Source organism: Yoonia tamlensis (assembly GCF_900115105.1).
GTDB lineage: Bacteria > Pseudomonadota > Alphaproteobacteria > Rhodobacterales > Rhodobacteraceae > Yoonia > Yoonia tamlensis.
In genome coordinates this window covers 1,698,992-1,721,590 of record NZ_FOYP01000001.1, presented here as the reverse complement: position 1 = coordinate 1,721,590, position 22,599 = coordinate 1,698,992, and the positions used below count along the sequence as shown (strand labels likewise).

Annotated in this window: 25 protein-coding genes; 14 read left to right on the top strand and 11 right to left on the bottom strand. The window is 57.8% G+C overall.

The features are described 5' to 3' along the window. Nucleotides 1-3: 3 nt before the first annotated feature. The 5 genes from BM320_RS08945 to BM320_RS08925 all read left to right on the top strand — a co-directional run bounded on the left by BM320_RS08945 (nt 4) and on the right by BM320_RS08925 (nt 4,519). Entirely contained in the window at nt 4-708 is a 705-nt protein-coding gene (locus tag BM320_RS08945; protein WP_090199135.1) for an ABC transporter permease, read from the top strand. Then, nucleotides 702-1,418: an ATP-binding cassette domain-containing protein gene (locus BM320_RS08940; RefSeq protein ID WP_090199133.1), complete on the top strand. Its 717-nt coding sequence runs from the start codon at nt 702-704 to the stop codon at nt 1,416-1,418. Before BM320_RS08945 ends, BM320_RS08940 begins: the two co-directional genes overlap by 7 nt. Further along, nucleotides 1,415-2,212, top strand: coding sequence for an ABC transporter substrate-binding protein (locus BM320_RS08935; RefSeq protein WP_090199130.1), 798 nt, complete (start codon nt 1,415-1,417; stop codon nt 2,210-2,212). Before BM320_RS08940 ends, BM320_RS08935 begins: the two co-directional genes overlap by 4 nt. Nucleotides 2,213-2,322: 110 nt before the next feature. Beyond that, the gene (locus BM320_RS08930) at nt 2,323-3,375 is read left to right on the top strand and encodes a sugar phosphate isomerase/epimerase family protein (protein ID WP_090199128.1); all 1,053 of its coding nucleotides are present in this window, start codon (nt 2,323-2,325) and stop codon (nt 3,373-3,375) included. Between the two features lies 1 nt (nt 3,376). After that, nucleotides 3,377-4,519: a Gfo/Idh/MocA family protein gene (locus BM320_RS08925; RefSeq protein WP_090199125.1), complete on the top strand. Its 1,143-nt coding sequence runs from the start codon at nt 3,377-3,379 to the stop codon at nt 4,517-4,519. Here BM320_RS08925 and BM320_RS08920 read toward each other — a convergent pair. Genes BM320_RS08920 through BM320_RS08905 form a run of 4 tightly spaced genes read right to left on the bottom strand, consistent with a single transcriptional unit; the run spans nt 4,508 to nt 8,382 of the window. Beyond that, on the bottom strand, nt 4,508-5,065 hold the full coding sequence (locus BM320_RS08920) for a PqiC family protein (protein WP_090199122.1): 558 nt from the start codon (nt 5,063-5,065) through the stop codon (nt 4,508-4,510). The two genes, BM320_RS08925 and BM320_RS08920, sit on opposite strands and share 12 nt — an antisense overlap. A gap of 1 nt (nt 5,066) precedes the next feature. Next, nucleotides 5,067-7,160 carry a PqiB family protein gene (locus tag BM320_RS08915; protein WP_090199119.1) on the bottom strand — a complete coding sequence of 698 codons (2,094 nt, stop codon included), beginning with the start codon at nt 7,158-7,160 and terminating at the stop codon, nt 5,067-5,069. After that, on the bottom strand, nt 7,157-7,798 hold the full coding sequence (locus BM320_RS08910; RefSeq protein ID WP_242650983.1) for a paraquat-inducible protein A: 642 nt from the start codon (nt 7,796-7,798) through the stop codon (nt 7,157-7,159). The genes BM320_RS08915 and BM320_RS08910 overlap by 4 nt, the downstream gene beginning before the upstream one ends. Continuing rightward, the gene (locus BM320_RS08905) at nt 7,753-8,382 is read right to left on the bottom strand and encodes a paraquat-inducible protein A (RefSeq protein ID WP_242650982.1); all 630 of its coding nucleotides are present in this window, start codon (nt 8,380-8,382) and stop codon (nt 7,753-7,755) included. Before BM320_RS08905 ends, BM320_RS08910 begins: the two co-directional genes overlap by 46 nt. Before the next feature lie 170 nt (nt 8,383-8,552). Between BM320_RS08905 and BM320_RS08900 the strand changes: the two genes are divergently transcribed. Both BM320_RS08900 and BM320_RS08895 read left to right on the top strand, forming a co-directional pair. Further along, on the top strand, nt 8,553-9,104 hold the full coding sequence (locus tag BM320_RS08900; RefSeq protein WP_242650981.1) for a TRAP transporter small permease: 552 nt from the start codon (nt 8,553-8,555) through the stop codon (nt 9,102-9,104). Further along, entirely contained in the window at nt 9,097-10,410 is a 1,314-nt protein-coding gene (locus BM320_RS08895) for a TRAP transporter large permease (RefSeq protein WP_090200502.1), read from the top strand. The genes BM320_RS08900 and BM320_RS08895 overlap by 8 nt, the downstream gene beginning before the upstream one ends. Here BM320_RS08895 and BM320_RS08890 read toward each other — a convergent pair. Further along, nucleotides 10,403-11,041 (bottom strand): nucleoside/nucleotide kinase family protein, encoded by a 639-nt coding sequence (locus BM320_RS08890; protein ID WP_090199113.1) that lies wholly within the window; start codon nt 11,039-11,041, stop codon nt 10,403-10,405. The genes BM320_RS08895 and BM320_RS08890 overlap by 8 nt on opposite strands. Before the next feature lie 158 nt (nt 11,042-11,199). Here BM320_RS08890 and BM320_RS08885 point away from each other — a divergent pair, with 158 nt between their 5' ends. After that, nucleotides 11,200-12,066, top strand: a complete 867-nt coding sequence (locus BM320_RS08885) for a YihY/virulence factor BrkB family protein (RefSeq protein ID WP_090199110.1) — start codon at nt 11,200-11,202, stop codon at nt 12,064-12,066. Here BM320_RS08885 and kynU read toward each other — a convergent pair. Genes kynU through BM320_RS08870 form a run of 3 tightly spaced genes read right to left on the bottom strand, consistent with a single transcriptional unit; the run spans nt 12,063 to nt 14,377 of the window. Beyond that, nucleotides 12,063-13,256, bottom strand: coding sequence for a kynureninase (gene kynU, locus BM320_RS08880; protein ID WP_090199107.1), 1,194 nt, complete (start codon nt 13,254-13,256; stop codon nt 12,063-12,065). The two genes, BM320_RS08885 and kynU, sit on opposite strands and share 4 nt — an antisense overlap. Beyond that, nucleotides 13,253-13,600, bottom strand: coding sequence for a DUF1304 domain-containing protein (locus BM320_RS08875; protein WP_090199104.1), 348 nt, complete (start codon nt 13,598-13,600; stop codon nt 13,253-13,255). The genes kynU and BM320_RS08875 overlap by 4 nt, the downstream gene beginning before the upstream one ends. Nucleotides 13,601-13,612: 12 nt before the next feature. Beyond that, complete coding sequence (locus BM320_RS08870; protein ID WP_090200501.1) at nt 13,613-14,377, bottom strand: SDR family NAD(P)-dependent oxidoreductase; 765 nt, start codon at nt 14,375-14,377, stop codon at nt 13,613-13,615. 76 nt (nt 14,378-14,453) lie between these two features. Here BM320_RS08870 and BM320_RS08865 point away from each other — a divergent pair, with 76 nt between their 5' ends. The 3 genes from BM320_RS08865 to BM320_RS08855 all read left to right on the top strand — a co-directional run bounded on the left by BM320_RS08865 (nt 14,454) and on the right by BM320_RS08855 (nt 18,027). Further along, nucleotides 14,454-14,903 carry a methyltransferase family protein gene (locus tag BM320_RS08865; RefSeq protein WP_090199102.1) on the top strand — a complete coding sequence of 150 codons (450 nt, stop codon included), beginning with the start codon at nt 14,454-14,456 and terminating at the stop codon, nt 14,901-14,903. Nucleotides 14,904-15,008: 105 nt separating this feature from the next. Beyond that, a complete protein-coding gene (locus tag BM320_RS08860; protein WP_090199098.1) occupies nt 15,009-16,583 on the top strand; it encodes a Re/Si-specific NAD(P)(+) transhydrogenase subunit alpha in 1,575 nt (524 codons plus the stop codon). A 16-nt stretch (nt 16,584-16,599) separates the two neighbouring features. Next, nucleotides 16,600-18,027, top strand: a complete 1,428-nt coding sequence (locus tag BM320_RS08855; protein WP_090199095.1) for an NAD(P)(+) transhydrogenase (Re/Si-specific) subunit beta — start codon at nt 16,600-16,602, stop codon at nt 18,025-18,027. 60 nt (nt 18,028-18,087) lie between these two features. On the opposite strand, the gene BM320_RS08850 is transcribed toward BM320_RS08855, so the two are convergent. Next, nucleotides 18,088-18,528 carry an RrF2 family transcriptional regulator gene (locus BM320_RS08850; protein WP_242650980.1) on the bottom strand — a complete coding sequence of 147 codons (441 nt, stop codon included), beginning with the start codon at nt 18,526-18,528 and terminating at the stop codon, nt 18,088-18,090. Nucleotides 18,529-18,605: 77 nt separating this feature from the next. Between BM320_RS08850 and BM320_RS16405 the strand changes: the two genes are divergently transcribed. The 3 genes from BM320_RS16405 (at nt 18,606) to BM320_RS08840 (ending at nt 20,597) form a co-directional block, all read left to right on the top strand. After that, a complete protein-coding gene (locus tag BM320_RS16405; protein ID WP_165615013.1) occupies nt 18,606-18,761 on the top strand; it encodes a hypothetical protein in 156 nt (51 codons plus the stop codon). A 136-nt stretch (nt 18,762-18,897) separates the two neighbouring features. Next, a complete protein-coding gene (locus BM320_RS08845; RefSeq protein ID WP_090199089.1) occupies nt 18,898-19,434 on the top strand; it encodes a ricin-type beta-trefoil lectin domain protein in 537 nt (178 codons plus the stop codon). 104 nt (nt 19,435-19,538) lie between these two features. Further along, nucleotides 19,539-20,597 carry a phospholipase D-like domain-containing protein gene (locus BM320_RS08840; protein ID WP_165615012.1) on the top strand — a complete coding sequence of 353 codons (1,059 nt, stop codon included), beginning with the start codon at nt 19,539-19,541 and terminating at the stop codon, nt 20,595-20,597. On the opposite strand, the gene BM320_RS08835 is transcribed toward BM320_RS08840, so the two are convergent. Both BM320_RS08835 and BM320_RS08830 read right to left on the bottom strand, forming a co-directional pair. After that, nucleotides 20,594-21,538 carry an ABC transporter permease gene (locus tag BM320_RS08835; protein ID WP_090199083.1) on the bottom strand — a complete coding sequence of 315 codons (945 nt, stop codon included), beginning with the start codon at nt 21,536-21,538 and terminating at the stop codon, nt 20,594-20,596. The genes BM320_RS08840 and BM320_RS08835 overlap by 4 nt on opposite strands. Next, a complete protein-coding gene (locus BM320_RS08830) occupies nt 21,531-22,538 on the bottom strand; it encodes an ABC transporter permease (RefSeq protein ID WP_090199080.1) in 1,008 nt (335 codons plus the stop codon). The genes BM320_RS08835 and BM320_RS08830 overlap by 8 nt, the downstream gene beginning before the upstream one ends. Nucleotides 22,539-22,599 lie beyond the last annotated feature (61 nt).

Here is a 22,599-nt window from a genome sequence, read left to right as displayed (position 1 = left end):
CGCATGGGGGATATTTGGGAAGGGCTGGCATCCGGTTTCTGGCTGGTTGTGACCCTTGATCCGGATCTGGTCGCGATCACGCTGATGTCGTTGCGCGTTACGGTAACCGCGACGCTGATTGCGTCGTGCATCGCTTTGCCCTTTGGGGCGTGGCTTGCGATCCGCAGGTTCCGGCACCGGCGGTTGGTGATTGCAGTGCTTAATGCGCTGATGGGGTTGCCGCCGGTGGTGGTCGGGCTGATCGTTTACCTGCTGTTTTCGCGCTCGGGGCCGTTTGGGGTGCTGGGGCTGTTGTTTACGCCCACGGCCATGATCATCGCGCAGGTCATCATCATTGCACCGCTGATTGCATCAATTGCGCATCAGGCGATGCGTGACCTTTGGGCCGATTACCATGATCTGCTGATTTCAATGTCGGCCAGCAAATGGCAGCGCGTCAAGACGCTGATCTGGGACGGGCGGCGCGCGCTTTTGACGGCGGCGCTCGCGGGGTTTGGTCGCGCCATTGGCGAGGTCGGCGCGATCATGATCGTGGGCGGCAATATCGACAACGCAACACGGGTGCTGACAACGGCCATCGCGTTGGAAACGGGTAAGGGCGATTTTGCGCGCGCGCTCGGGCTTGGCTTTGTGCTGATCGGGCTGGCGGTGACTGTCAATATCGTGATCCACACGGTCGGACGCACGGAAAGGGAGGGCAAATGGTAACGCCGGTTCTACCGCTGACAATGTCGGGTGCCGTTGTGAAACGGCGCAGCAAGATCGTGCTTGGCCCGGTTGATCTGACCATTGGCGGGCAGGGGTTAACGATTGTTCTGGGGCCAAACGGCGCCGGAAAGACCACGCTTTTGCGCGCGCTGCACGGGCTGGAAAGGCTGGCGCAAGGGGATACTGTCTGGCAGGTGCCGTTGGATCAGGCGCGCGCACGGCAAGGTTTTGTGTTTCAATCGCCCATCATGTTGCGGCGCAGTGTTCTGGACAACCTGACCTATCCTTTGCGGCTGAACGGGATGGCAAAACCGGAGGCTGCGCAAATGGCGCGTGGCTGGGCCGCGCGCGTGGGGCTTGACCGCGCATTGGAACAGCCCGCGCCACAGCTTTCGGGCGGCGAACAGCAAAAGCTGGCGCTGGCACGTGCGCTGATCACCGCCCCCGAGATCGTTTTTCTGGATGAACCATGTGCCAGCCTTGACGGGCGTGCCACCCGCGAAATCGAAACCATTTTGCTTGCGGCCCACGCGTCAGGTACAAGGATTGTCATGGCGACCCATGATATCGGGCAGGCAAAACGGCTCGCGACCGAGGTGGTGTTCATGATGCGGGGCGCCATCGTCGAAAACGGCCCCGCAGCCGCGTTTTTCGCCAGTCCGAAAACACCGCAGGCTGCTGCGCTACTAAGGGGGGATATTGTCGAATGATCCGTTTGTTTACTTGTGTTTTGGCGTTGGTTGCTTCCGCCACCCATGCAGAAACCCTAAGATTGGCAGTGACCACGTCGTTTCACAACGCGGGGCTTGCGGAAATCTTGTTGCCCGCGATTGCCGAAGATACGGCCATTGAGGTGCAATTACTGGTCGTCGGGACCGGCCAAGCACTGCGATTGGGCGAGGCGGGGGATGTTGATGCGATTTTGGTGCATGCGCGCACATCAGAAGAAGCGTTTATTGCCGCGGGCCATGGCACGCACCGGCGCGAGATCATGTATAATGACTTTGTGCTTATCGGCCCGCGCGCCGACCCCGCCGCAATTGCCCTAGCGCCAACCGCCGGTGACGCGCTGGCGCGGATAGCCCGCACAGAATCCATATTTGTCAGCCGCGGCGATGACAGCGGCACCCATCAAATGGAACGCGCGCTGTGGGAACGCGCGCAAAGCGCACCGGGCGGCGACTGGTATCGGTCTGTCGGGGCAGGGATGGGGGCCGCGCTGAACACTGCCGCAGCGATGGACGCCTATGTCCTTTCCGACCGCGCGAGCTGGTTGAATTTTGGCAATAAGGCCGGACTTGAACTGCTGTTTTCCGGCGATCCGGTCCTGTTTAACCAATATGCCTATATTCCGGTGAACCCTGCGCGGCACCCGCATGTCAAACATGAACTGGCGCAACAGTTAGAGCAATGGTTGACGGGCGCGGATGCCGCGCAGTTGATCAATGGCTATACGATCAACGGCACGCCCCTGTTCACATTTAATGCGCAAACCCGCGACTGAATTTGCGCTACTCCTGCGGGTCTGCCGGTCAATTTGCGCGTTAACGTATACTTTAGGCTGGCGTAATATTACGAAAACGATATAGTTTTCCCGATTCAGGGAGGATTTCAATGAAAACGATCAAAGGACCCGCGCTGTTCCTAGCGCAGTTTGCAGGCGACGAAGCCCCGTTTAATACTTGGGACGGTATCACAAAATGGGCGGCTGATTGCGGCTATAAGGGCGTGCAGGTGCCCAGCTGGGATGGTCGGTTTATCGATTTGACCAAGGCCGCTGCATCCAAAGATTATTGCGATGAATTTGTCGGGCAGGCCGCCGCAAATGGCGTTGCTGTCACCGAACTATCGACCCACCTGCAAGGGCAGCTTGTCGCGGTAAACCCCGCGTTTGACACGGCGTTTGACGGCTTTGCCGATCCGTCGGTGCAGGGCAACCCTGCCGCGCGTCAGGCGTGGGCGGTTGAACAGGTCAAAAACGCACTGTCAGCGTCCAAACATATGGGACTGACCGAAATGGCGTCATTCTCGGGCGCTTTGGCTTGGCCTTATGTTTACCCTTGGCCGCAGCGCCCCGCCGGATTGGTTGAAGCCGCCTTTGATGAACTGGCTGCGCGTTGGCGCCCAATTCTGGATCACGCCGAAGACTGCGGTGTGGATGTCTGCTATGAAATTCACCCCGGCGAAGACCTGCACGACGGTGTCACCTTCGAGATGTTCTTGGAACGCCTCGACGGGCATGCGCGCTGCAACATGCTGTACGATCCTTCGCACTATGTGCTGCAATGTCTTGATTATCTTGATAATATCGACATCTACAAAGACCGGATCAAGATGTTCCACGTCAAGGATGCCGAATTCAACCCGACCGGACGTCAGGGTGTCTACGGCGGCTACCAGTCTTGGGTGGACCGCGCGGGGCGCTTCCGGAGCCTTGGTGACGGGCAGGTCGATTTTGGCGCGATTTTTGCGAAAATGGCCGCCAATGACTTTGACGGCTGGGCCGTGGTTGAATGGGAGTGCTGTCTGAAACATCCCGAAGACGGCGCGCGCGAAGGTGCGCAATTTGTCAAAGACCACATCATCCGCGTGACAGAACGCGCCTTTGATGACTTTGCTGGCGGTGACATTGATCACGCGGCAAACCGCAAAATGTTGGGGCTGTAAGATGACACAACGACCAATTCGACTGGGCATGGTAGGGGGCGGCAACGATGCCTTTATCGGTGGGGTACATCGCATCGCATCGCGTATTGACGGGCGGTTTGATCTGGTGGCGGGCGCTTTGTCGTCCACCCCAGAAAAGGCGCAAGCATCGGGTGCGGCACTCGGTCTTGCGCCTGACCGTACCTATGATGATTTCAAAGCCATGGCGATCCGCGAGGCCCGCCTGAAAGACGGGATCGAAGCCGTCGCTATCGTTACCCCGAACCACGTGCATTACGCCGCCGCGCGCGAGTTCCTGAAGCGGGGCATTCATGTGATCTGCGACAAGCCGCTGACATCGACAATGGCTGACGCCAAGAAACTGGCGAAGGTTGCGGATGACAGTGACGCGCTGTTCGTGCTGACCCACAATTACACCGGCTATCCGATGATGCGCCAAGCGCGCGAAATGGTTGCGAATGGTGATCTGGGCAATATCCGTCTGGTGCAGGTGGAATATGTCCAAGACTGGCTGACCCAACATGTTGAGGGCAAGCAAGCCGACTGGCGCGTTGACCCTGCGCGTTCGGGTCTTGGCGGGTCAACCGGCGATATCGGCACGCATGCGTTTAACCTTGCCAGTTTTGTCACCGGTCTGACGCTTGATACGCTGAGCGCGGATTTGCAGTCGTTCGTTCCGGGTCGTGCGTTGGACGATAACGCGCATGTCATGATGCGCTTTGAAGGCGGCGCGCGGGGCACCTTGTGGTGTTCACAAGTTGCACCCGGCAATGAAAACGGGTTGCGGTTGCGGGTTTACGGCGACAAGGGGGGGATCGAATGGTCGCAAGAAACGCCGACCCAGCTTTGGTTTACGCCCTTTGGTGAACCCAAACGCCTGTTGACCCGTGGCGGTGCTGGTACGGGTGCCGCGGCTGCGCGTGTGACGCGCATTCCGGCGGGCCACCCCGAAGGATACCTCGAAGGCTTTGCGACCATCTATAATGAGGCCGCAGAAGCCATCGAGGCGCACCGCGACGGCAAACAGGTCAGCAAGGACGTGCTTTACCCGACCATCGAGGACGGGCTGCAAGGCATGCGCTTTGTGGATGCCTGCGTGCGGTCATCCAAACGCGATGCGGCTTGGGTCAAACTAGCGGGCTAGCGTGCGCGCAATGTCTTCTGACAATACCAGCAACGCGGCGGCCTGTGCGGTCGCGATGCTGGACAAAGACTGATCCGGCATCGGCTGGCTGATCGCAAAGCGGTGCGCGCTATTGCGAAAATCGATCCCGTCACCCCCGACAAAAAACTGGCCGGACAGGCGGAACTGCCCGTCGGCACCTGCCAGCATCTGGGTGACCCGAATATCAATCGCAACGTCTGGAAGCCCGACAAAGGGCCAAGGATCGGGGCCGACATCGGTGTTCAGAATATCGCCCAACGTATCGGCAATGACCAAGGTGATCGCGCGCTGCGGATCATCCGCCCAAAGCACGCTGTCATCGGTTGCAATCAACCCTTCGGCGGTTTGTGTGGCGATTTCTTCGGCGGCGGCATAGGTCGGCAATGACACGGTGCGCACCATCGCGCTGCGCACAAGCGGGCGCAATTCAAGCGCTGACGGCGCTGCTGTCAGTGCAAGACGGTCGGCAGGGGCAGAACAGGCGGCCAAAGCGGCAACGGCAAGGATTGTTACATTTTTGAGCATTTTAACGTCCTGTCAGCAGTGAACTTGGGTTGCGTTGAATGGTGCGTGCAAGCGCGGTCAGCGCATCTGCCGCAGATTGGATATCGCGCAGCGTCGCCATGGTTTCGGCGTTAAAGCGCGATCGTTCGCCATAGCTTTCGATCACGGCTTGGGTTTGCGCGACAAGGCTGTTGGCGCGCGCGGATAGTTCGGGCAGGCCCGCGACCGCCTCTTCGACGGCTTGGGCGGCCTCATTCGCGGATGCAAGCACGGCGTTGACGTTTTCGATGGCCCCGCCTTCGCGGACCTCGGCCAGAAATACGCGCATTTCATCAAGCGCGCCATTCACCGTGCCAGGCAGGTCCATCGTGTCGTCGCTGGCGATCAGTGCGTCGATGGAATCAAGCGTGCTGCCCGCTGATGCCACAAGCGCCTCAAGCTCGAGCGCATTGGCCTTGGCGGTCAGGGCTTCGATGTTGGCGGTGATCTGCGGCAGGTTTTGTGTGGCGGTTTGGATGCTGGCAACGGTTTGCGCGGCGCTGGCAACAACGCCGTCAATATCACCCACAATGTCCAGTTCATTGGCGCGGGCCACGATGGAATCGAGTTCCGCAATCACGGCGCGCAGGTCCGCAGGCACGTTTTGCAAATCGTCATTGGCAATCAATGCGCGGCTTTCATCCAGCAGCGCGACCAGCGATTGCGGTGCCTGACGGGTGCTGTCGTCGTTAGCCAGCCGTTCCAGACTGTCCATCAGATCAATCGCGCCATCCATCAGTTCTTCGACCGGAAGCGCATTGATCCGCGCCAGAACGCCTTCGGCGGTGGCGGCCACATCCGAAATTTGCGAATCCGTGGTCGGGATGACGGGGTAGGGGCCGACCGCGCGGGTCATAATGGCGGGCAGCGCATCCTCGATTTCGGCCAGTTGGATCATCAATGAGCCTGACAGAATATTGCCGGTCACCATACGGGCGCGCAGCCCGCGGGACACGAAATCAGACAAAAGCGCAATCGCATCATCATTGGTCGATCCTGCGGGCATACCTAGCCGCGCAGGTTCGATCGCGAGAACAGTTTGCAGCCGGACCTGTGCAGTATCGCCTTCGCCGACAACAATCGCGCTGATCTCGGAAACCTCGCCGACGCGGATCCCTTGGAACCGGACCTCGGATCCGACTGTCAGGCCGCTGACGGATTCTTCGAACAGGACGGCGACATGCAGCAATTCAGCATCGGGATCGGTGAACAGGCTTTCGCGGGCGGATTGTTCGTTATTGAAAATAGAAAACAGATGCCCGTCATCGATGGTGGCACCGCCTGATACGACTGTGTCAAAAGCAACCCCGCCTTCGATCAACGAGGCAAGCGAATTCACGTTCAATGAAACCCCGCCGGCACCAAATGAAACCGAGAAGCCCGACGTATCCCAAAAACGGGTGCTTGTTGTGATCCGGCGGTCGTAGGGGCTTTCGATAAAGGCCGCGACGATAACTTCGCTGCCGTCAAAATTCAGTTCAGGGGTTTCAAGATAGCCGACCTCGATCCCCTTGTGCAGCACAGGCGCGCCCGCAGATACGGTGCTGCCGTCGGTTGCGCGCAGAATAATACGTGTGCCGTCCTGACCTGCAAGGGTCAGGGTCGGGCGTTCAAGGCCGGTGAATTCAAACTGGGCGACATCGGCCTCGGTGTCCCAGTTGCCTTGAATATAAACGCCAGACAGCACTGTATCGAGCCCGGTAATCCCGCGCACAGAGACATCGGGGCGGACCACCCAGAATTCGGCATCATCATCCAGATAGGGGGCGACATCCTTGTCGATCCGCGCATGCACAAGCACATCGCCAAGACCGGGCGCAAATTCGACAGTTTCGACTTTGCCGACAGTGACGTCGCGGTATTTGATCAACGTTTCGCCCGCCGCAACGCCGGCGGCATTTTCAAAGCTGATGACAATCAGCGTGCCACGATCGGCATAGTTCTTCCACGCCGCACCCAGCGAGACCGCAAGCGCCAGCACCGGCGCAAGCCAGACCAAAGAAAACCGTTGCCAGATCGGGCGCTTGACCGGACGCACGTCTAGACGTGCAGGGCGAGGCGGATTTGTGTCGGTCATGGTTTGTCGGCATCCCAAATAAGGCGCGAGTCAAAGCTTTGCGCCGATAGCATCGTGAATATAACTGATAACGCAAAGCTAAGTGCAGCGATACCTGGGTTGATGGTGGCAACTGTGTTCAGTTGGACCATGGCCGAAAGGATCGCAACAACAAAAACGTCGATCATCGACCAGCGCCCGATAAATTCGACAAGTTCATAGGCTTTGTGACGTTCATGGGGGTTACGGGCCGATTTGCTTTGGACGCTTAGGGCAAGATAAATAATTGCCCCAAACTTGCCAATCGGGATAACCACCGATGCAAAAAGCACGATTAGCGCAATGCCGATTGCCCCGTGATGCATCAGGTCCACCGCCCCGCCGATGATTGTGCTTTCGGAATGTTCCACCAATGTATTGGTCAGCAGCATCGGATAGATATTTGCCGGAAAATAGGCAATTATTCCGGCGATCAGCCAGGCCCAGACCTTTTGCAGGCTTTGCGTGTCGCGGCTTTGCAATCGCCCTTCGCAACGTTTGCAATAGGCTGTTCCGATTGCATGCACCTGCCCGCACCGCTGGCATGCAACCAGCCCTGCGTTGCGTGCGGTGATCAATCCGGCTGTTGTTCCAGTGCTTCCCAAATCGAATACCTGCAAATCATTTGATCCTTGAGAACGGTGACAATCACCACCCCCGCAAAAGCCCAGAACGCGGGCCCGATTGTGACCGCCGCAAGGCCGGCCACTTTGATCAGGGCCACAGTGACCCCGACGATAAAAATTTCGGCCATGCTCCACGGGCGCAGTTGTTCGGCAAGCCCGAAGGCGCGTTTGGCACCAGCATGCGCAGGCTTGTCACGCGCAAGCGGTCCCAGCGCGTAGATCAGCGCTCCCAACCGCGTCAGCGGGATGATGATAATAAAGAAAGCCACAGCAACAGCGAGCGGAAATGCATAGCCTTCATTAAAGGCAAGTACCGCATCAATCACCGAAGTTGTGTTATGTAACCCTTTGGCATCCAGCGCCAAAAACGGAAAACTGATCGCTGCAATCAGCAAGACAAACGCCGTTATCGCAAGGCTGAGCACACGCGCAATTGCCGTCGACTGGGTGGTCATCATGACCGACCCGCAGCGCTGGCAATAGGCACGGGCCCGATCGGGAAGATCCTGTGCGACATGCAACGTATCGCAATGATGGCAGGCAACCAGATCATCAAGGGGTGGCAATGACTGCGACAAGGTTATCACTATCCTGATCTGCAAAGGGGGCTTGCCCCCAGTTAAGCGCGAAGCTATCGCGTGAGACGTAAATAGGGTAGTGCCGGTGTCAAAACAACGCAATAAACATAGAAATCACGTGATGGTGCATTTGCTTTGCAGTCCCACCCCGAAAGCCAAAAAGCGATAAAATGATGATCGCCCACCGTGTGATAGGTTTTTGCGCCAGAACCATGGCGCTGCTGGGCGGGATCGCGCTTTGTGCGGTTATTGGCGCTGTTTGTGTCAGTGTCGGCGGGCGCGCGCTGGGGGATCTGGCACATGCAGGCTATCTGGGGGCGGCCGGTGATTGGCTGCTGGCGCGGGGGCTGGGGCCGATCCTTGGCGATTTTGAACTGGTCGAAGCCGGTACTGCCTTTGCCGTTTTTGCGTTCTTGCCGATCACACAACTATCGGGCGCACATGCGCGTGTTGATGTGTTTACGACGGGGCTTTCGGCCAATACCCGACAGCAGATGGATGCGTTCTGGGCGCTTGTGATGCTGGCCATTATGTTGCTGATCAGCTGGCGGCTGTTTGACGGGCTGCAAGATAAATACCGCTATGGCGACACCAGCTATCTGATCCAGTTTCCGGTCTGGTGGGCCTATGCGGCCTGTTTTGGCGCGGCGGTCATTGCCTGTTGTGTCAGCGCCTATTGCGCGGCGGTGCAGATCATGGGAGGGCGGGCCGATGCTGAGTGATCTTGCCCTTGGTTACCTGTCGTTTCCGGTGCTTTTGGTGCTGATCTTTGCGCGCGCGCCGATCGGGCTGGCGATGTTGATCTGCGGCATTGGCGGGCTGTATCTGGCCACGGATGGCACCACCGTATTCATGGCGCGGCTGAAATCCGAAACCTATGCGACCTTTTCCAATTACAACCTGTCGATCATCCCGATGTTCTTGTTGATGGGGCAATTTGCAACCCTGTCAGGCATGTCCCAAGCATTGTTTCGCGCAGCACAGGCGTGGCTTGGCCACCGCAAGGGCGGTATGGCAATGGCCGCGGTCGGGGCCTGCGCAGGGTTCGGTGCGATCTGCGGATCATCGCTTGCCACCGCCGCCACCATGAGCAGGGTCGCCCTGCCAGAGTTGCGCAAGTTCGGCTATGCGGGCGGGTTTTCGACCGCGACACTGGCAGCAGGCGGGACATTGGGCATTTTGATCCCGCCTTCGGTGATTTTGGTCATCTATGCTATGTTGACCGACCAGAATATCGCCAAACTGTTCGCAGCGGCGATTATCCCCGGCATCCTGGCGGCCCTTGGCTATATGATCACCATCGCAATCTATGTGCGCCGCCACCCAGATGCGGCAGGCACCCAAGCACCGATGCCATATCGCGCGCGGATCAAGGCGATGGGCGCCGTCTGGCCGGTCGTTGCGGTCTTCGGGCTGGTTGTGGGCGGCATTTACCAAGGTTGGTTCACCCCCACCGAAGGGGCCGCTGTTGGCGCAGCAGGCACAGCGCTGATTGCGCTGTTTGCAGGCAGCCTAAACTGGACTGCGCTACGCGGTGCGATCATCGAGACGGCGACAGGCAGCGGGATGATCTTTTTTATCGTGCTGGGGGCGGCGTTTTATAACGGGTTTCTGGCGCTCACCCATGTGCCGCAAGAACTGGCGACTTGGGTCACCTCGCAGGGGTTCAACCCGTGGATGGTGATGATCCTTATTCTGCTCAGCTATCTGGTCTTGGGCTGTCTGATGGACAGCCTTTCGATGATCCTGTTGACCGTGCCGATCCTGTGGCCGGTGATCAGTGGGCTGGATTTCGGGATGACAACCGAACAGGTCGCGATCTGGTTCGGGATCATCGTCCTGATCGTGGTCGAAGTCGGGTTAATCACCCCGCCTGTGGGTATGAACCTGTTTATTATCAACAACATGGATCGCAACACGCCGATATCCCAGACCTATCGCGCGGTGCTGTATTTTGTCTGTTCGGATATTGTGCGCGTGGCGCTTTTGCTATTGTTTCCGGCGCTGACGCTGGTGTGGATCAGCTAAGGTGCGGTTGCCCGTCGAGCGTGAAATCGCAGGGCAAGGCGCGATCGACCACGCGCTGCGCATTGGGAATATCATTGCCTTCGGCGCGTCTTGTGGCGACCATGCGGGTGTGGTTCAGGCTTAGCCAGCGGTGGATCAGGCGGGCGCGCAATTCGGGCATCGCGACCTCTAACCGCGCAGTGACATCCCAAAGCGGCACAAGTTCGCGCCATGGGTTTTCATCGAACATCAGATAATTGCCTTCGACGATCACAAATTGCGTGGCCGCAGGAATTTTGACCGCGCCTGCAATTGCAAGATCACGGGTGCGGTCGAATTTCGGCGCATAAACATCGCGGCCGGATTTCAGCGCGTGGACCAGCCGGATGAACCCGTCGGCGTCAAATGTCTCGGGCGCACCCTTGCGCGGGCCAAGCCCCATGTCTGCCAGCACCGCGTTGTCCAAATGGAACCCGTCCATCGGCACCACCACCGCCGAACGGCGCTGGGCAGTCAACCGCCGCGCCAGTTCAATGGCCAATGTGGATTTGCCGCAAGCCGGCGCGCCGGTGATTGCGATGATCTGGCGTGCGTCCCCGACCTGCAAGAGATGCTCTGCCAGCGTGTTAATATGCTGTGTCAACTTGTCCAAAATGCTCTGCCTGTATGCGGGCTTTGTGCCGCTTAACCCAAGCCTACCCCGAGACTTGCGAGCTGGCGAATGAAATTTTCGGATGTGCCGTGCTGCGTGGTAATTGCGCCTGTGATGGCCTAAGTATAGCGGAACGCAAAGGTTTAAGGGTGCCGGAAATGGCAAAGGTCAAACAGCTGTGGCGTGTCCTTTATGCGGTTTGGGACATGGCCGGAAAAAAGCACCTCGGGCTGATCGCGGCAGGCGTTGCATTTTTTGGCATGTTTGGCATTTTTCCGGGCATTGCGGCGGTCATCGCTATTTTTGGGCTGCTGGCCGATCCGCTGGTGATTGCAGAACAGCTTGCTTTGATGGATGAAATCATCCCGCAAGATGCTTACAGGTTGCTATCGACCCAAGTGAACCGGCTGGTGATGGCCCCGCCCGAAAAGCTGGGCTGGGCGACGGTCGTGTCGATCGTGCTGGCGCTTTGGTCGTGTCGGGCGGGGGTCGGCGGGTTGATCGGCGGGCTGAACGCGATCGCGGGGCAGCGGCAGCGCAACGGTATTTTGCAAATGTTGATTGCCTTTGCGCTGACAATTGCGCTGGTGTCCTTGGCGATTGTCGCGCTGACTGCTGTTGTGATCCTGCCGCTTGTGCTGGCGTTTGTGCCGGTTGCCGCATCAACCGCATGGATCGTAGAAGGTGCGCGCTGGCTGATCGCGCTTTCGGTGCTGATGATGGGCCTAAGCCTTTTGTACCGCTTTGGGCCGGCCCGCATCGGCCCGCGCGGCCGTTGGATGACGGTCGGCGCATTTGTTGTGGTGATCTTGTGGATCGCGGCCTCTTTGGGGCTGTCATTCTATCTGACGAATTTCGCCAGCTATAACGAGGTCTACGGATCAATCGGTGCGGTCATCGGGCTGCTTTTGTGGCTATATGTCACCGCCTATCTGATCTTGCTCGGGGCGGCGCTGAATTTGCAAATCCACGGCTATGACGTGCCGCCCGCATCGGGGGACACGTCGTTCTTGGATGAGGCTTAGGTCACCGCGGCGCGGGTCTGATATTTGGCATCATCCCAAAGCCGGTTTTGCATCACATCCGCCACTATGTTCACGGCACGGGTGATGTCGTCGGTGTCAATAAACAAAGGCGTAAATCCAAACCGCATGATGTCTGGCGCGCGAAAATCGCCGACCAGCCCGCGTGCAATACAGGCCTGCATCGCGGCATAGCCCTGTTCAAAACGGAACGATACCTGACTGCCGCGCAGCGCCGCGTCGCGCGGGCTGGCAAGCACCAGCATCGGGCAGGTGGCTTCAACCCCTGCGATAAACTGTTCAGACAGGGCGATAGAAGCCGCACGCAGTGCCTGCATATCAACTTGATCCCAAATATCGAGCGCGGACCCAAGCGCGGCCATTTGCAAGACAGGCGGGGTGCCGACGCGCATCCGTTCAATCCCCGTGCCGGGGCGGTAATCCAGATCAAAGGCAAATGGCGCCGCATGCCCCAGCCACCCCGAAAGCGCAGGCTGGCAGCGGTCAATGTGGCGAGGTGCGACATAAATAAACGCAGGCGCGCCCGGCCCGCCATTAAGATATTTATAGGTGCAGCCTACCGCGAAATCTGCGCCGCATCCGGCGACATCCACGGGCAATGCGCCTGCTGAATGCGCCAGATCCCAAACCGTGACCACGCCTGCGGCATGCGCCTTGGCAGTAAGCGCCTTCATGTCATGCATGCGCCCGCTGCGGTAGTCGACCTCGGTCAGCATTAGGACGGCCACGTCATCCGTGATGGCGTCGGCGACATCTTCGGGGGCAACCACGCGCAGCGCGTATCCGCGCCCCAGCGATTTGATCAACCCTTCGGCCATATAGATGTCGGACGGAAAATTGCCGCTATCGGTCAGGATCACGCGGCGGTCGGGCACCAGATCCACGGCGGCGGCAAGGGCCTGATAGACCTTGACCGATAATGTGTCGCCCAGAACCACATGCCCCTGTTCGGCACCGATAAGCCGCCCGATACGGTCCCCCAATGCGGTGGGCTGCGCCATCCAACCGGCCTTGTTCCAGCCAGTAATCAGCATCTGCCCCCATTCATCCGCCACCGCTTGCGCAACGCGGGCTTTGGCCGCTTGTGGCAGGGGCCCCAGTGAATTGCCATCCAGATAGATCATGCCTTCGGGCAGATCGAATTGGGCCTTGGTCGCGGCAAAATCCGTCATAGGCCGACAGTCAGCGCTGAAATGGCAATCGCCGCAGGAATGGACTGCACATAAAGCGCGGTCTTGAACCCGCTCAGATAGCCAACCACACCCGCAACCAATACACAGCTGACGATGAAAGCGGTCAGTTGCGTATTGCCCAAGACCAGCCCCACCAGAATTCCGGCAGCCAGAAACCCGTTATACAGCCCTTGATTCAGAGCCATCATCTTTGTTTGGGCCGCAAATTCGGCGGTGGTGCGAAACACACGGCGACCGCGCGGTTTATCCCACAGCAGCATTTCAAGTACAGCAATATAGACATGGATCGCAGCAATTATCAGTGCGAAGATCGTAAAAATCATGGGATTATCCTTTTAGGGGCAGGTTTGACCGCCCGATATTTCAAGTGTTTGGCCGTTCACGCTTTGCGCGCCGTCGCTGGCTAGCCACATGGCCGCAGCGGCGATTTCATCAACGCCTAGCAATCTACCATGGCGGTTTCCAGCGGCAAATACTGCCGTGGCGGCATCGCGGGTCATGCCGAATTTTGATTGTAGCCCTGCAACTTGGCCGCGCACAATATCCGTGTCGACATATCCTGGACAAAGCGCGTTAAACGTCACCGGACCGCCCATGTATTCCTCGGACAATCCGCGCATCAGCCCGATCACCCCGTATTTGCTGGCCGTATATGTGACCCCGTTTTTCAGCCCGCGCACGCCGGCGATTGAGCTAACCCCGATCATCCGCCCCGACATGTCTTTGGGCAGGGTTGCAAGCGCGGCTTGCAGGGTCAGAAAAACCCCATCCAGATTCGTCGTCATGATTTCACGCCAGTCATTCAGGCGGGTTCTGGCAAAGGGTTGCGCGGTTGCGATCCCCGCGTTGGCCACACAAATACGGACCGGACCGCGCGCAGCGGCGGCTTGGGCCACGCCTTCGTGGACAGATGTTTCATCGCTGACATCCATGACAAGCGGGTGCAGACGCGGCTGCTTGGCGGCAAGATCGTGCAGCGGTGCCGACCTGCGGCCGGTGATCGTGACCTCGGCGCCGGCTTGCGCCAATGCGGTGGCAATCGCCGCCCCGATCCCCGTGCCGCCGCCCGTAACCAGCGCGTGTTTTCCGGTATGTTCCATGCCGCCCCCATTTTTGACCCAGCGTATCTGTTGAATCCACATGGACAAGCCAAAATGTGCGGGGCAATGTCATTGCATGAAATGGATCGATATACCGCCAGTTTGGCTTGGGCTTGCCGCCGTATGTGTCTGGATGGTCGGGCGCGTGCAGCCGATGGCATTGCGTTTTGGTGGCCCGTTCACCGATTTACTGGGCGGTTTGGCCGTTGGCGCTGGCATCGTTCTGATGCTGCTGGCCGCCGTTGAAATGCGCCGGCATCGCACAACAATCGTGCCGCACCGCGACGCGGACAGACTTGTGACCACAGGGATATTCGGGCGCACGCGTAATCCGATTTATTTGGGCGATCTCATGGTCTTGGCAGGGCTTTGCCTGCGTTGGGACGCGCCGGTTGGCTTGGTTTTGGTTGCTTTGCTGATGGCAACGCTTCAGCAGCGGTTTATCATTCCAGAGGAGGACAGGCTGCGACGCAAGTTCCATGCGGAATTCGCGCGTTATTGTCAAAAAACGCCGCGCTGGCTGTGACTGTTAGCGCATAACATATGAAAAACAGGGGTTCGGGAGTTGTAATATGTTAGTATACTATGTAATTACGCGCCGACCGCTGACTGGTAAAATAGGGGATTATCTGTGAAAATCGGGACACCAAAAGAAAGCTCTCCGGGCGAGAACAGGGTCGCGATGACCCCTGCCTCGGCCAAGGATTTGCAAAAGCTGGGCTATACCTGCCTGATTGAAACCGGCGCGGGCATTGCGGCAGGTTTCTCTGATCAGGCCTATATCGACGCGGGCGTCGAGGTGGTGAAAACGGGTGCGGCGCTGTTCAAGGCCGCCGATATTGTTGCCAAGGTCCAGCCGCCATCTGATACAGAAGTAAAACGCCTGCAAGCAGATCAGACATTGATTTCATTTTTCTATCCGGCCCAGAACGCCGCATTGATGGAGGCTGCCAACAAAAAAGGCGCTACTGTCATCGCGATGGACATGGTGCCGCGCATCAGCCGCGCGCAAAAGATGGACGCGCTGTCGTCCATGGCCAATATCGCAGGCTACCGCGCTGTGATCGAGGCCGGCAACAATTTTGGCCGGTTCTTTACTGGGCAGATTACCGCAGCGGGCAAGGTGCCGCCGGCTAAGGTTCTGGTCGTTGGTGCAGGCGTTGCCGGATTGGCCGCAATTGGCACATCTACCAGCCTTGGTGCGATCACCTATGCGTTTGACGTGCGCCCCGAAGTGGCCGAACAGGTCGAATCGATGGGTGCGGAATTTGTGTTCCTTGATTTCAAGGAAGAACAGCAGGACGGCGCCGCAACAGGTGGCTATGCCGCCGTGTCCAGCCCCGAATTTGCGGCGGCCCAATTGGCCAAGTTCCGCGAAATCGCGCCCGATATGGATATCGTGATCACCACCGCGTTGATCCCGGGCCGTGACGCGCCGGAACTGTGGACCAAAGATATGGTCGACAGCATGAAACCCGGTTCCGTCATCATTGACCTTGCGGCAGAACGTGGCGGGAACTGCAAACTGACTGTCAAAGACGAAAAAATCGTCACTGAAAACGGCGTGACCATCATCGGTTACACCGACTTCCCAAGCCGGATGGCGGCGCAGGCGTCAACGCTTTATGCAACCAACATCCGCCACATGATGACCGATTTGACCCCTGAGAAAGACGGGCAGCCAAATCACAACATGGAAGACGATGTGATCCGTGGCGCGACCGCAACCTACAAAGGCGAAGTCACATTCCCGCCGCCCAAACCCAAGATCGCAGCAATCGCGGCGGCCCCGAAAAAAGAGGCCCCGAAAGAGCTGACAGCCGAAGAAAAGCGCGCCAAAGAAGTGGCCGATTTCAAGGCGCAGACGAAAAACCAAGTGACATTGTTGGTGGTTGGTGCCGCGCTTCTGCTGGGTGTTGGGCTTGTCGCGCCCGCCAGCTTTATGCAGCACTTTATCGTGTTTGTTCTGTCGGTGTTCGTGGGCTTCCAGGTGATCTGGAACGTATCGCATTCACTGCACACGCCGCTGATGGCGGTGACCAACGCGATTTCGTCGATCATCATTTTGGGGGCCTTGATGCAGATCGGATCAGGGTCGTTCCTCGTGATCTTATTGGCCGCACTGTCGGTCTTTATGACGGGGATCAATATCTTTGGTGGGTTCCTCGTGACACGGCGCATGCTTGCCATGTTCCAAAAGTCTTAAAGCGGAGTAAGAACAAATGGATTTCGGATTTACAACAGCGGCTTACGTGGTCGCAGCGGTTCTGTTTATTCTCTCTCTTGGGGGGCTATCAGGACAAGAAAGCGCAAAACGCGCAGTATGGTACGGCATTGCGGGCATGGCGCTGGCGGTGTTTGCAACATTGATCGGACCGGGCAGCGGGCTATGGCTCTTGTCGCTGATCCTGATCGCGGGCGGCGGTGCTATCGGCTATATGCTGGCTACCAAGGTACAGATGACGCAAATGCCCGAACTGGTCGCGGCGATGCACAGCCTTGTCGGGCTGGCCGCGGTATTCGTGGGCTTTATCGCGCATTTCGAGATCGGCAATGTTTTGGGCGGCGCGCATGGCGAAGACCTTGGCACATTTGCGGCCTTGATCGCGCATAAGTCACCCGTCGAGATCAACATCCTGCGGGTTGAATTGTTCTTGGGCATCTTTATCGGTGCGGTGACATTCACCGGATCAGTCATTGCCTATGGCAAACTGGCGGGCAAGGTGAATTCAAAGGCGGTCAAACTGCCCGGCGGTCACATGCTGAACGCGGGTGCTGCCGCGCTATCTGTGATCTGCCTGATCTGGTATTTCAACACCGGCGGTTTCTTTCCGCTCTTCGTGATGACATTGGCGGCGCTCTTTATCGGTTACCACCTGATCATGGGGATTGGCGGCGCGGATATGCCTGTCGTTGTGTCGATGCTCAACAGCTATTCCGGCTGGGCGGCAGCGGCGATTGGTTTCAGCCTTGGGAATGATCTGTTGATTGTTGTCGGTGCGCTTGTCGGCTCGTCCGGTGCGATCTTGTCTTATATCATGTGTAAGGCGATGAACCGTAGTTTTGTATCGGTGATCCTTGGCGGCTTTGGTGGTACTTCGGGCCCGCAAATGGCAGTCGAAGGCGAGCAGATCGCAATTGATTCAGACGGGGTTGCTACCGCGCTGAACGAGGCGGACAGCATCGTGATCATCCCCGGTTACGGCATGGCCGTGGCACAGGCGCAGGCATCCGTTGCAGAACTGGTCCGCAAGCTGCGTGCGCAGGGCAAGAACGTGCGTTTCGCCATTCACCCCGTTGCGGGACGTTTGCCGGGCCATATGAACGTGCTGCTGGCCGAAGCCAAAGTGCCCTATGACATCGTGATGGAGATGGACGAGATCAATGACGACTTTCCGAAAACGGATGTTGCTATCGTGATCGGGTCAAACGACATCGTGAACCCTGCGGCGCAAGACGATCCAAACAGCCCGATCGCTGGGATGCCGGTTCTGGAATGCTGGAAGGCCAAGCAAGTGTTTGTATCCAAACGCGGGCAGGGGACTGGCTATTCAGGTATCGAAAACCCGCTGTTCTTCAAGGAAAACACGCGGATGTTCTATGGTGACGCGAAAAAGTCGCTGGACGAATTGCTGCCAAAAATCGACTAAGGGCGGTGGATCAAGATCCACCCTACGGATTGGCCCCGCCATTAAATTGGCGGGGCCTTTTTAAGTCTGCGGGGTCAGCAGCGCGGATAGTCCGGCGCGTGACGTCGTGACATCTGCAAGCGTGTATTCATCAAGCACGGCAAAGAACGCCTCTTGCGCGCGTTGTAGCGGGGTGCGCAACCCGCAGGCGGGCATGATCACGCATGATTTGTCACTGCCAAAGCAAGCGACCACAGGGCTATCGGCCTTGAGCGCCCGCACAACCGCGCCGATGTTGATCTGTGCGGGGTCGCGCGCCAGCGTCAGCCCGCCACCGCGTCCACGTTCGGAAATGACAAAGCCTTCGCGTGCAAGTTGCGACGCGACCTTGGCCATATGGTGTTCCGAGATGCGATAGGCTTGTGCGATCGCCGATGCGGTGGCGCGCTCTGGCGCGCGCATGGCAAGGGCCACTAGCATGCGCAGCGCGTAATCTGTGAATTTGTCTAACTGCATGGGCATTAATTAGCATTTGCAATGCGGATTTAACAATGCCATAAATTACGCAATCAAAATACCTATTTAAAGTGAGTGCGGCAATGACCCTGACAGACCTGATCTTGTGGCCCGGAACTAAAATCTGCGAACGCATGGGGGTCGACCCAGAGGCGGATGCCGGTCTGATCCGGTCGATGATGAATATGATTGTATATCTTTGTGTTCTGCTGACCATCGTTTGGATTGTCGTCGGTTAGCAGTACCCTACGCGGGCACCCCGGATTTGGCGCCTGCGACAAGGCCGGAAATTTTTGATTGTTTTGCGACGGGATTACAATGCGCGCGCGTTTAATTGACATAAGTTCAACGAGACAAACATTCGGAAAAACCCAGATGAAAAAATTCCTTCCCGTCGCATCCTTGCTTGCGCTGACTTGTGCTGCCTCTACCGCGCAGGCGGAGGCGGTCGAAATCTATCTTCTTGATATGCTCGACAATACCCAAGCGGGCTATTGCATCGATATTGCAAAAGGACGCGAAGAGGCGGCCAACCCTGATGACGGCTTGCAGGGGCATACCTGCTATAGCCCCGGTGGCGCACTGGGCTATGACCAGACCTTCGAGACTGAAAAATTTGCGCAAGGGCTGCTTTATATGACCAATTTTGACGTTTGCGCGACACTCGATGCAACCGATGCCGGTAGCGCATTGTCGCTTGCCGCTTGTGACGGGCGTGCGGCGCAAGAATTCACCTTTGAAGGGACAGGCACCATTGTTCCGGCCTCTGCTGCCGAAATGTGCGTAACGGTTGGTGCCGACACGGTTTCGGGGCGCAGTGATGCAAACCAGATCAAGGTGCTGACGATTGAACCCTGTTCGGATGAACTGGCTGCCTATCAAACATGGGGTGTCCGCACAGTTTCCCAATAGGGTCCTCGGGGCTGCCAGCGCGGGGCGGTCAGGAAAACCACACTTGTCTGCGCTGGCAAAGAAGGTGCACCATATCGCAACAGCCGCAGATATGGAGACAGGTAATGCTCATCACGACTGGCCCGATCACCCTGCATATGGGCCCCGATACGCTTGGGGCCCCCGACAGTCTGGAAGCGCCGATCATTGATTTTATTGACGGCGCACAGGCGGAACTTTTGGTTTGTGTCCAAGAGCTTGACCACCGCCCCATAGCGGATGCGCTGATTGCCGCCTCGCGCCGCGGCGTGCGGGTGCGCGCGATTATGGAGCAAGATTACCTGCGCGAGAAAAACGCGCCTGATCCCGATAGTCTGGGGGTGCAGGAAATAAACCGCGAATTGCTGATGCGGATATTGCGGGCAGGGGTGGACGCAAAGGCCGATTATAACCCCGCCATTTTCCACCAGAAATTCATGATCCGCGACAAGGCGAGCGTGCTGACCGGATCAACCAATTTCACCACCACGGGGGTTACTAAGAACCTCAACCATATCTGTGTGATCCATGACGTGGAAGTCGCGCGCGAATACGGGCGTGAATTCCGGCAACTACGCCAAGGTATTTTTGGTGCGCGCAGTCTGACCACGCCGCGTAAACCGCTTGAGGGCCATTTTGTGGGTGGCATCCGGATCAAGCCGCTGTTTGCGCCCGACCACATGCCCGAAATGGAGTTCATCAAGCAGATGATCAAAGCCAGGGACCGGATTGATTTTGCGGTCTTTACCTTTTCGCAATCCTCCGGGATCGACGATGCGCTTGTGAATGCGCGGCAAAAGGGGCTCGGTGTGAATGGCGTGTTGGATCGACGGCAGGCCAACCAGACATGGGCGTCAAAGGATACGCTTGTGTCGGGTGGTGTGACGCTGCATCAGAACCGCACCGGAACCGGTGTGCGCAAAATCCACCACAAGCTGATGGTCATGGACGATGGCCTGATCATCTTGGGTAGCTTTAACTACACCGGTCCTGCGAACCTTGTGAATGATGAAAACATCATTGTGCTGGGCGATCTAGATCTGCCGGACGGCGCCGCGCGCGATGCACAGCGCCAGCTAGGTATCTATGCGCGGGCCGAGATTGACCGTATTATCGCGGCGCAATCTGAACCCATAGCTGTTTAATGTCCGCGAATGCGTGGGTCCAACGCGTCGCGCAGCCCGTCACCGATATAGTTCACCGCCAGAACGGTCAGCGAAATCGCCAAGCCCGGCCAGATCACCCGTTCGGGGAATGCGGTCATGCGGTCAACGCTATCAAACAGGATCTTCCCCCACGTCGGGAAATCCGACGGGAAGCCAAGGCCAAGAAACGACAGCGCACTTTCCGTGATGATCGCAGTGGCCAGCCCCAGTGTGGCCGAAACCATGATCGGCGAAAGCACATTTGGCAACAAATGCCGCGTGATCATCCGGCGCGCTGGTGTCCCGATCGACCGCGCAGCCAGCACAAATTCGCGTTCCTTCAGCGCCATCACATCGCCGCGCACAATCCGCGCGGTCTGCATCCATGACGTGATGCCGATACCGGTTACGATCAGGATGAAAATCCCGTTTTCTGGGCCAAATGTTGCCCGCAATGGATCGCGGAACAAAAGCATCATAACCAGCAGTAGCGGCAAGAGTGGCAGCGCGAGCACAAGATCGGTAAATCGCATCAACAGCCCGTCCAGCCGTTTGAAATAGCCGGCCAACACGCCGATCAACGTGCCGATAAACACGGCCAAAATCATTGCGGTCCAGCCCACGGCCAGCGACACGCGCCCGCCGGCCATGATATTGGCCATAATATCGCGGCCAAGGTTGTCGGTGCCCATCGGGTTGGCCCAGTTGACCTTGGCGTTACTGTCCAGCAGCGCCATATAGATCGGGCGCACGTCCTTGTTGCGGATGTTCAGCTTGCCTGGGTCAACGTCCCAGATCACGGGGCCGACGGTCACAAAAAGCGTGATAAAGACAAGAAAGCCAAGCCCGGCGACAGCGCCCTTATGGGTGCGGAACTGTGCCCAGACATCCCACCAGTGGTTGCGGGGTTTTTCGACGGGGGTCACGGTCGTATCAGTCATAGCGGATCCTCGGGTCCAGAATACCGTAAAGAATATCGGCAATCAGGTTCATCATGACGATCAGCACCGCCAGCAGGAATGTGATGGTCATGACCATCGGAATATCGTTGCCTTGCAAAGCAATGATCAGCAGTTGGCCAAGGCCGTTCACTTTAAAGATCTGCTCAGTAATGATCGCGCCACCAAAGATTGACGGAATACCCAGCGCGATAACGGTCACAACGGGGATCATGGAATTGCGCAGCACGTGTTTCAGGACCACGGTGCTTTCGGACATGCCCTTGGCGCGGGCGGTGCGCACGTAGTCTTGGCCAAGGTTGTCAAGCATGGACGCCCGCATGTAGCGGCTGACTTGGGCCGTGGTTTGCAGTGCAAGTACCATGACGGGCATCACCATCTGGCGTAGCTGGAAAACAAAGCTGTCCATGTCGGTGACGACATGGGTGGTGTCATAGATGGACGGCAGCCATTTGAGCTGCACCGAGAAAATAACGATCAGCAGAACCCCCGAAAAGAACGGCGGAACGGAAAAGCCGATCATAGAAACGAATGTACCCGCCTGATCAAAGACCGAATATTGGCGGTATGCGCTGATGATACCGATCGGCAGCGCGATCAGCACGCCAACCACATAGGACATACCCACAACCCAAAGCGTCTGGGGCATACGCTGCGCGATAGTGTCAAACACGGGGCTGCGCGACTGGAAGCTGATAATACGCTGTGCGCCATCGGCGAAATTGGTGCCAAAGGCCCCGTCGATCCAATATTGCGGCTCAACAATAAAGAACTGTTTCAGCCAAAGCGGAAAGCGCACGTACCATGGCTCTCCTAGCCCGAGGGCGAGGCGCATCTTTTCTTTGACTTCGGGGGGGATTGTCAGCGGCATTTGCGCCATCGGGTCGCCGGGGGCAAGTTCAAGCAGCATGAAAATCACAAAAGCGATGAACAAAAGCGTCGGGATCGATAAGAGCAATCTGCGAATGGTATAGATCAGCACGGTAGCAACGCCTTTGGTCAGAGCTTTGATTGGTGACAGGGCGCCACTAAACGCCCTGTCG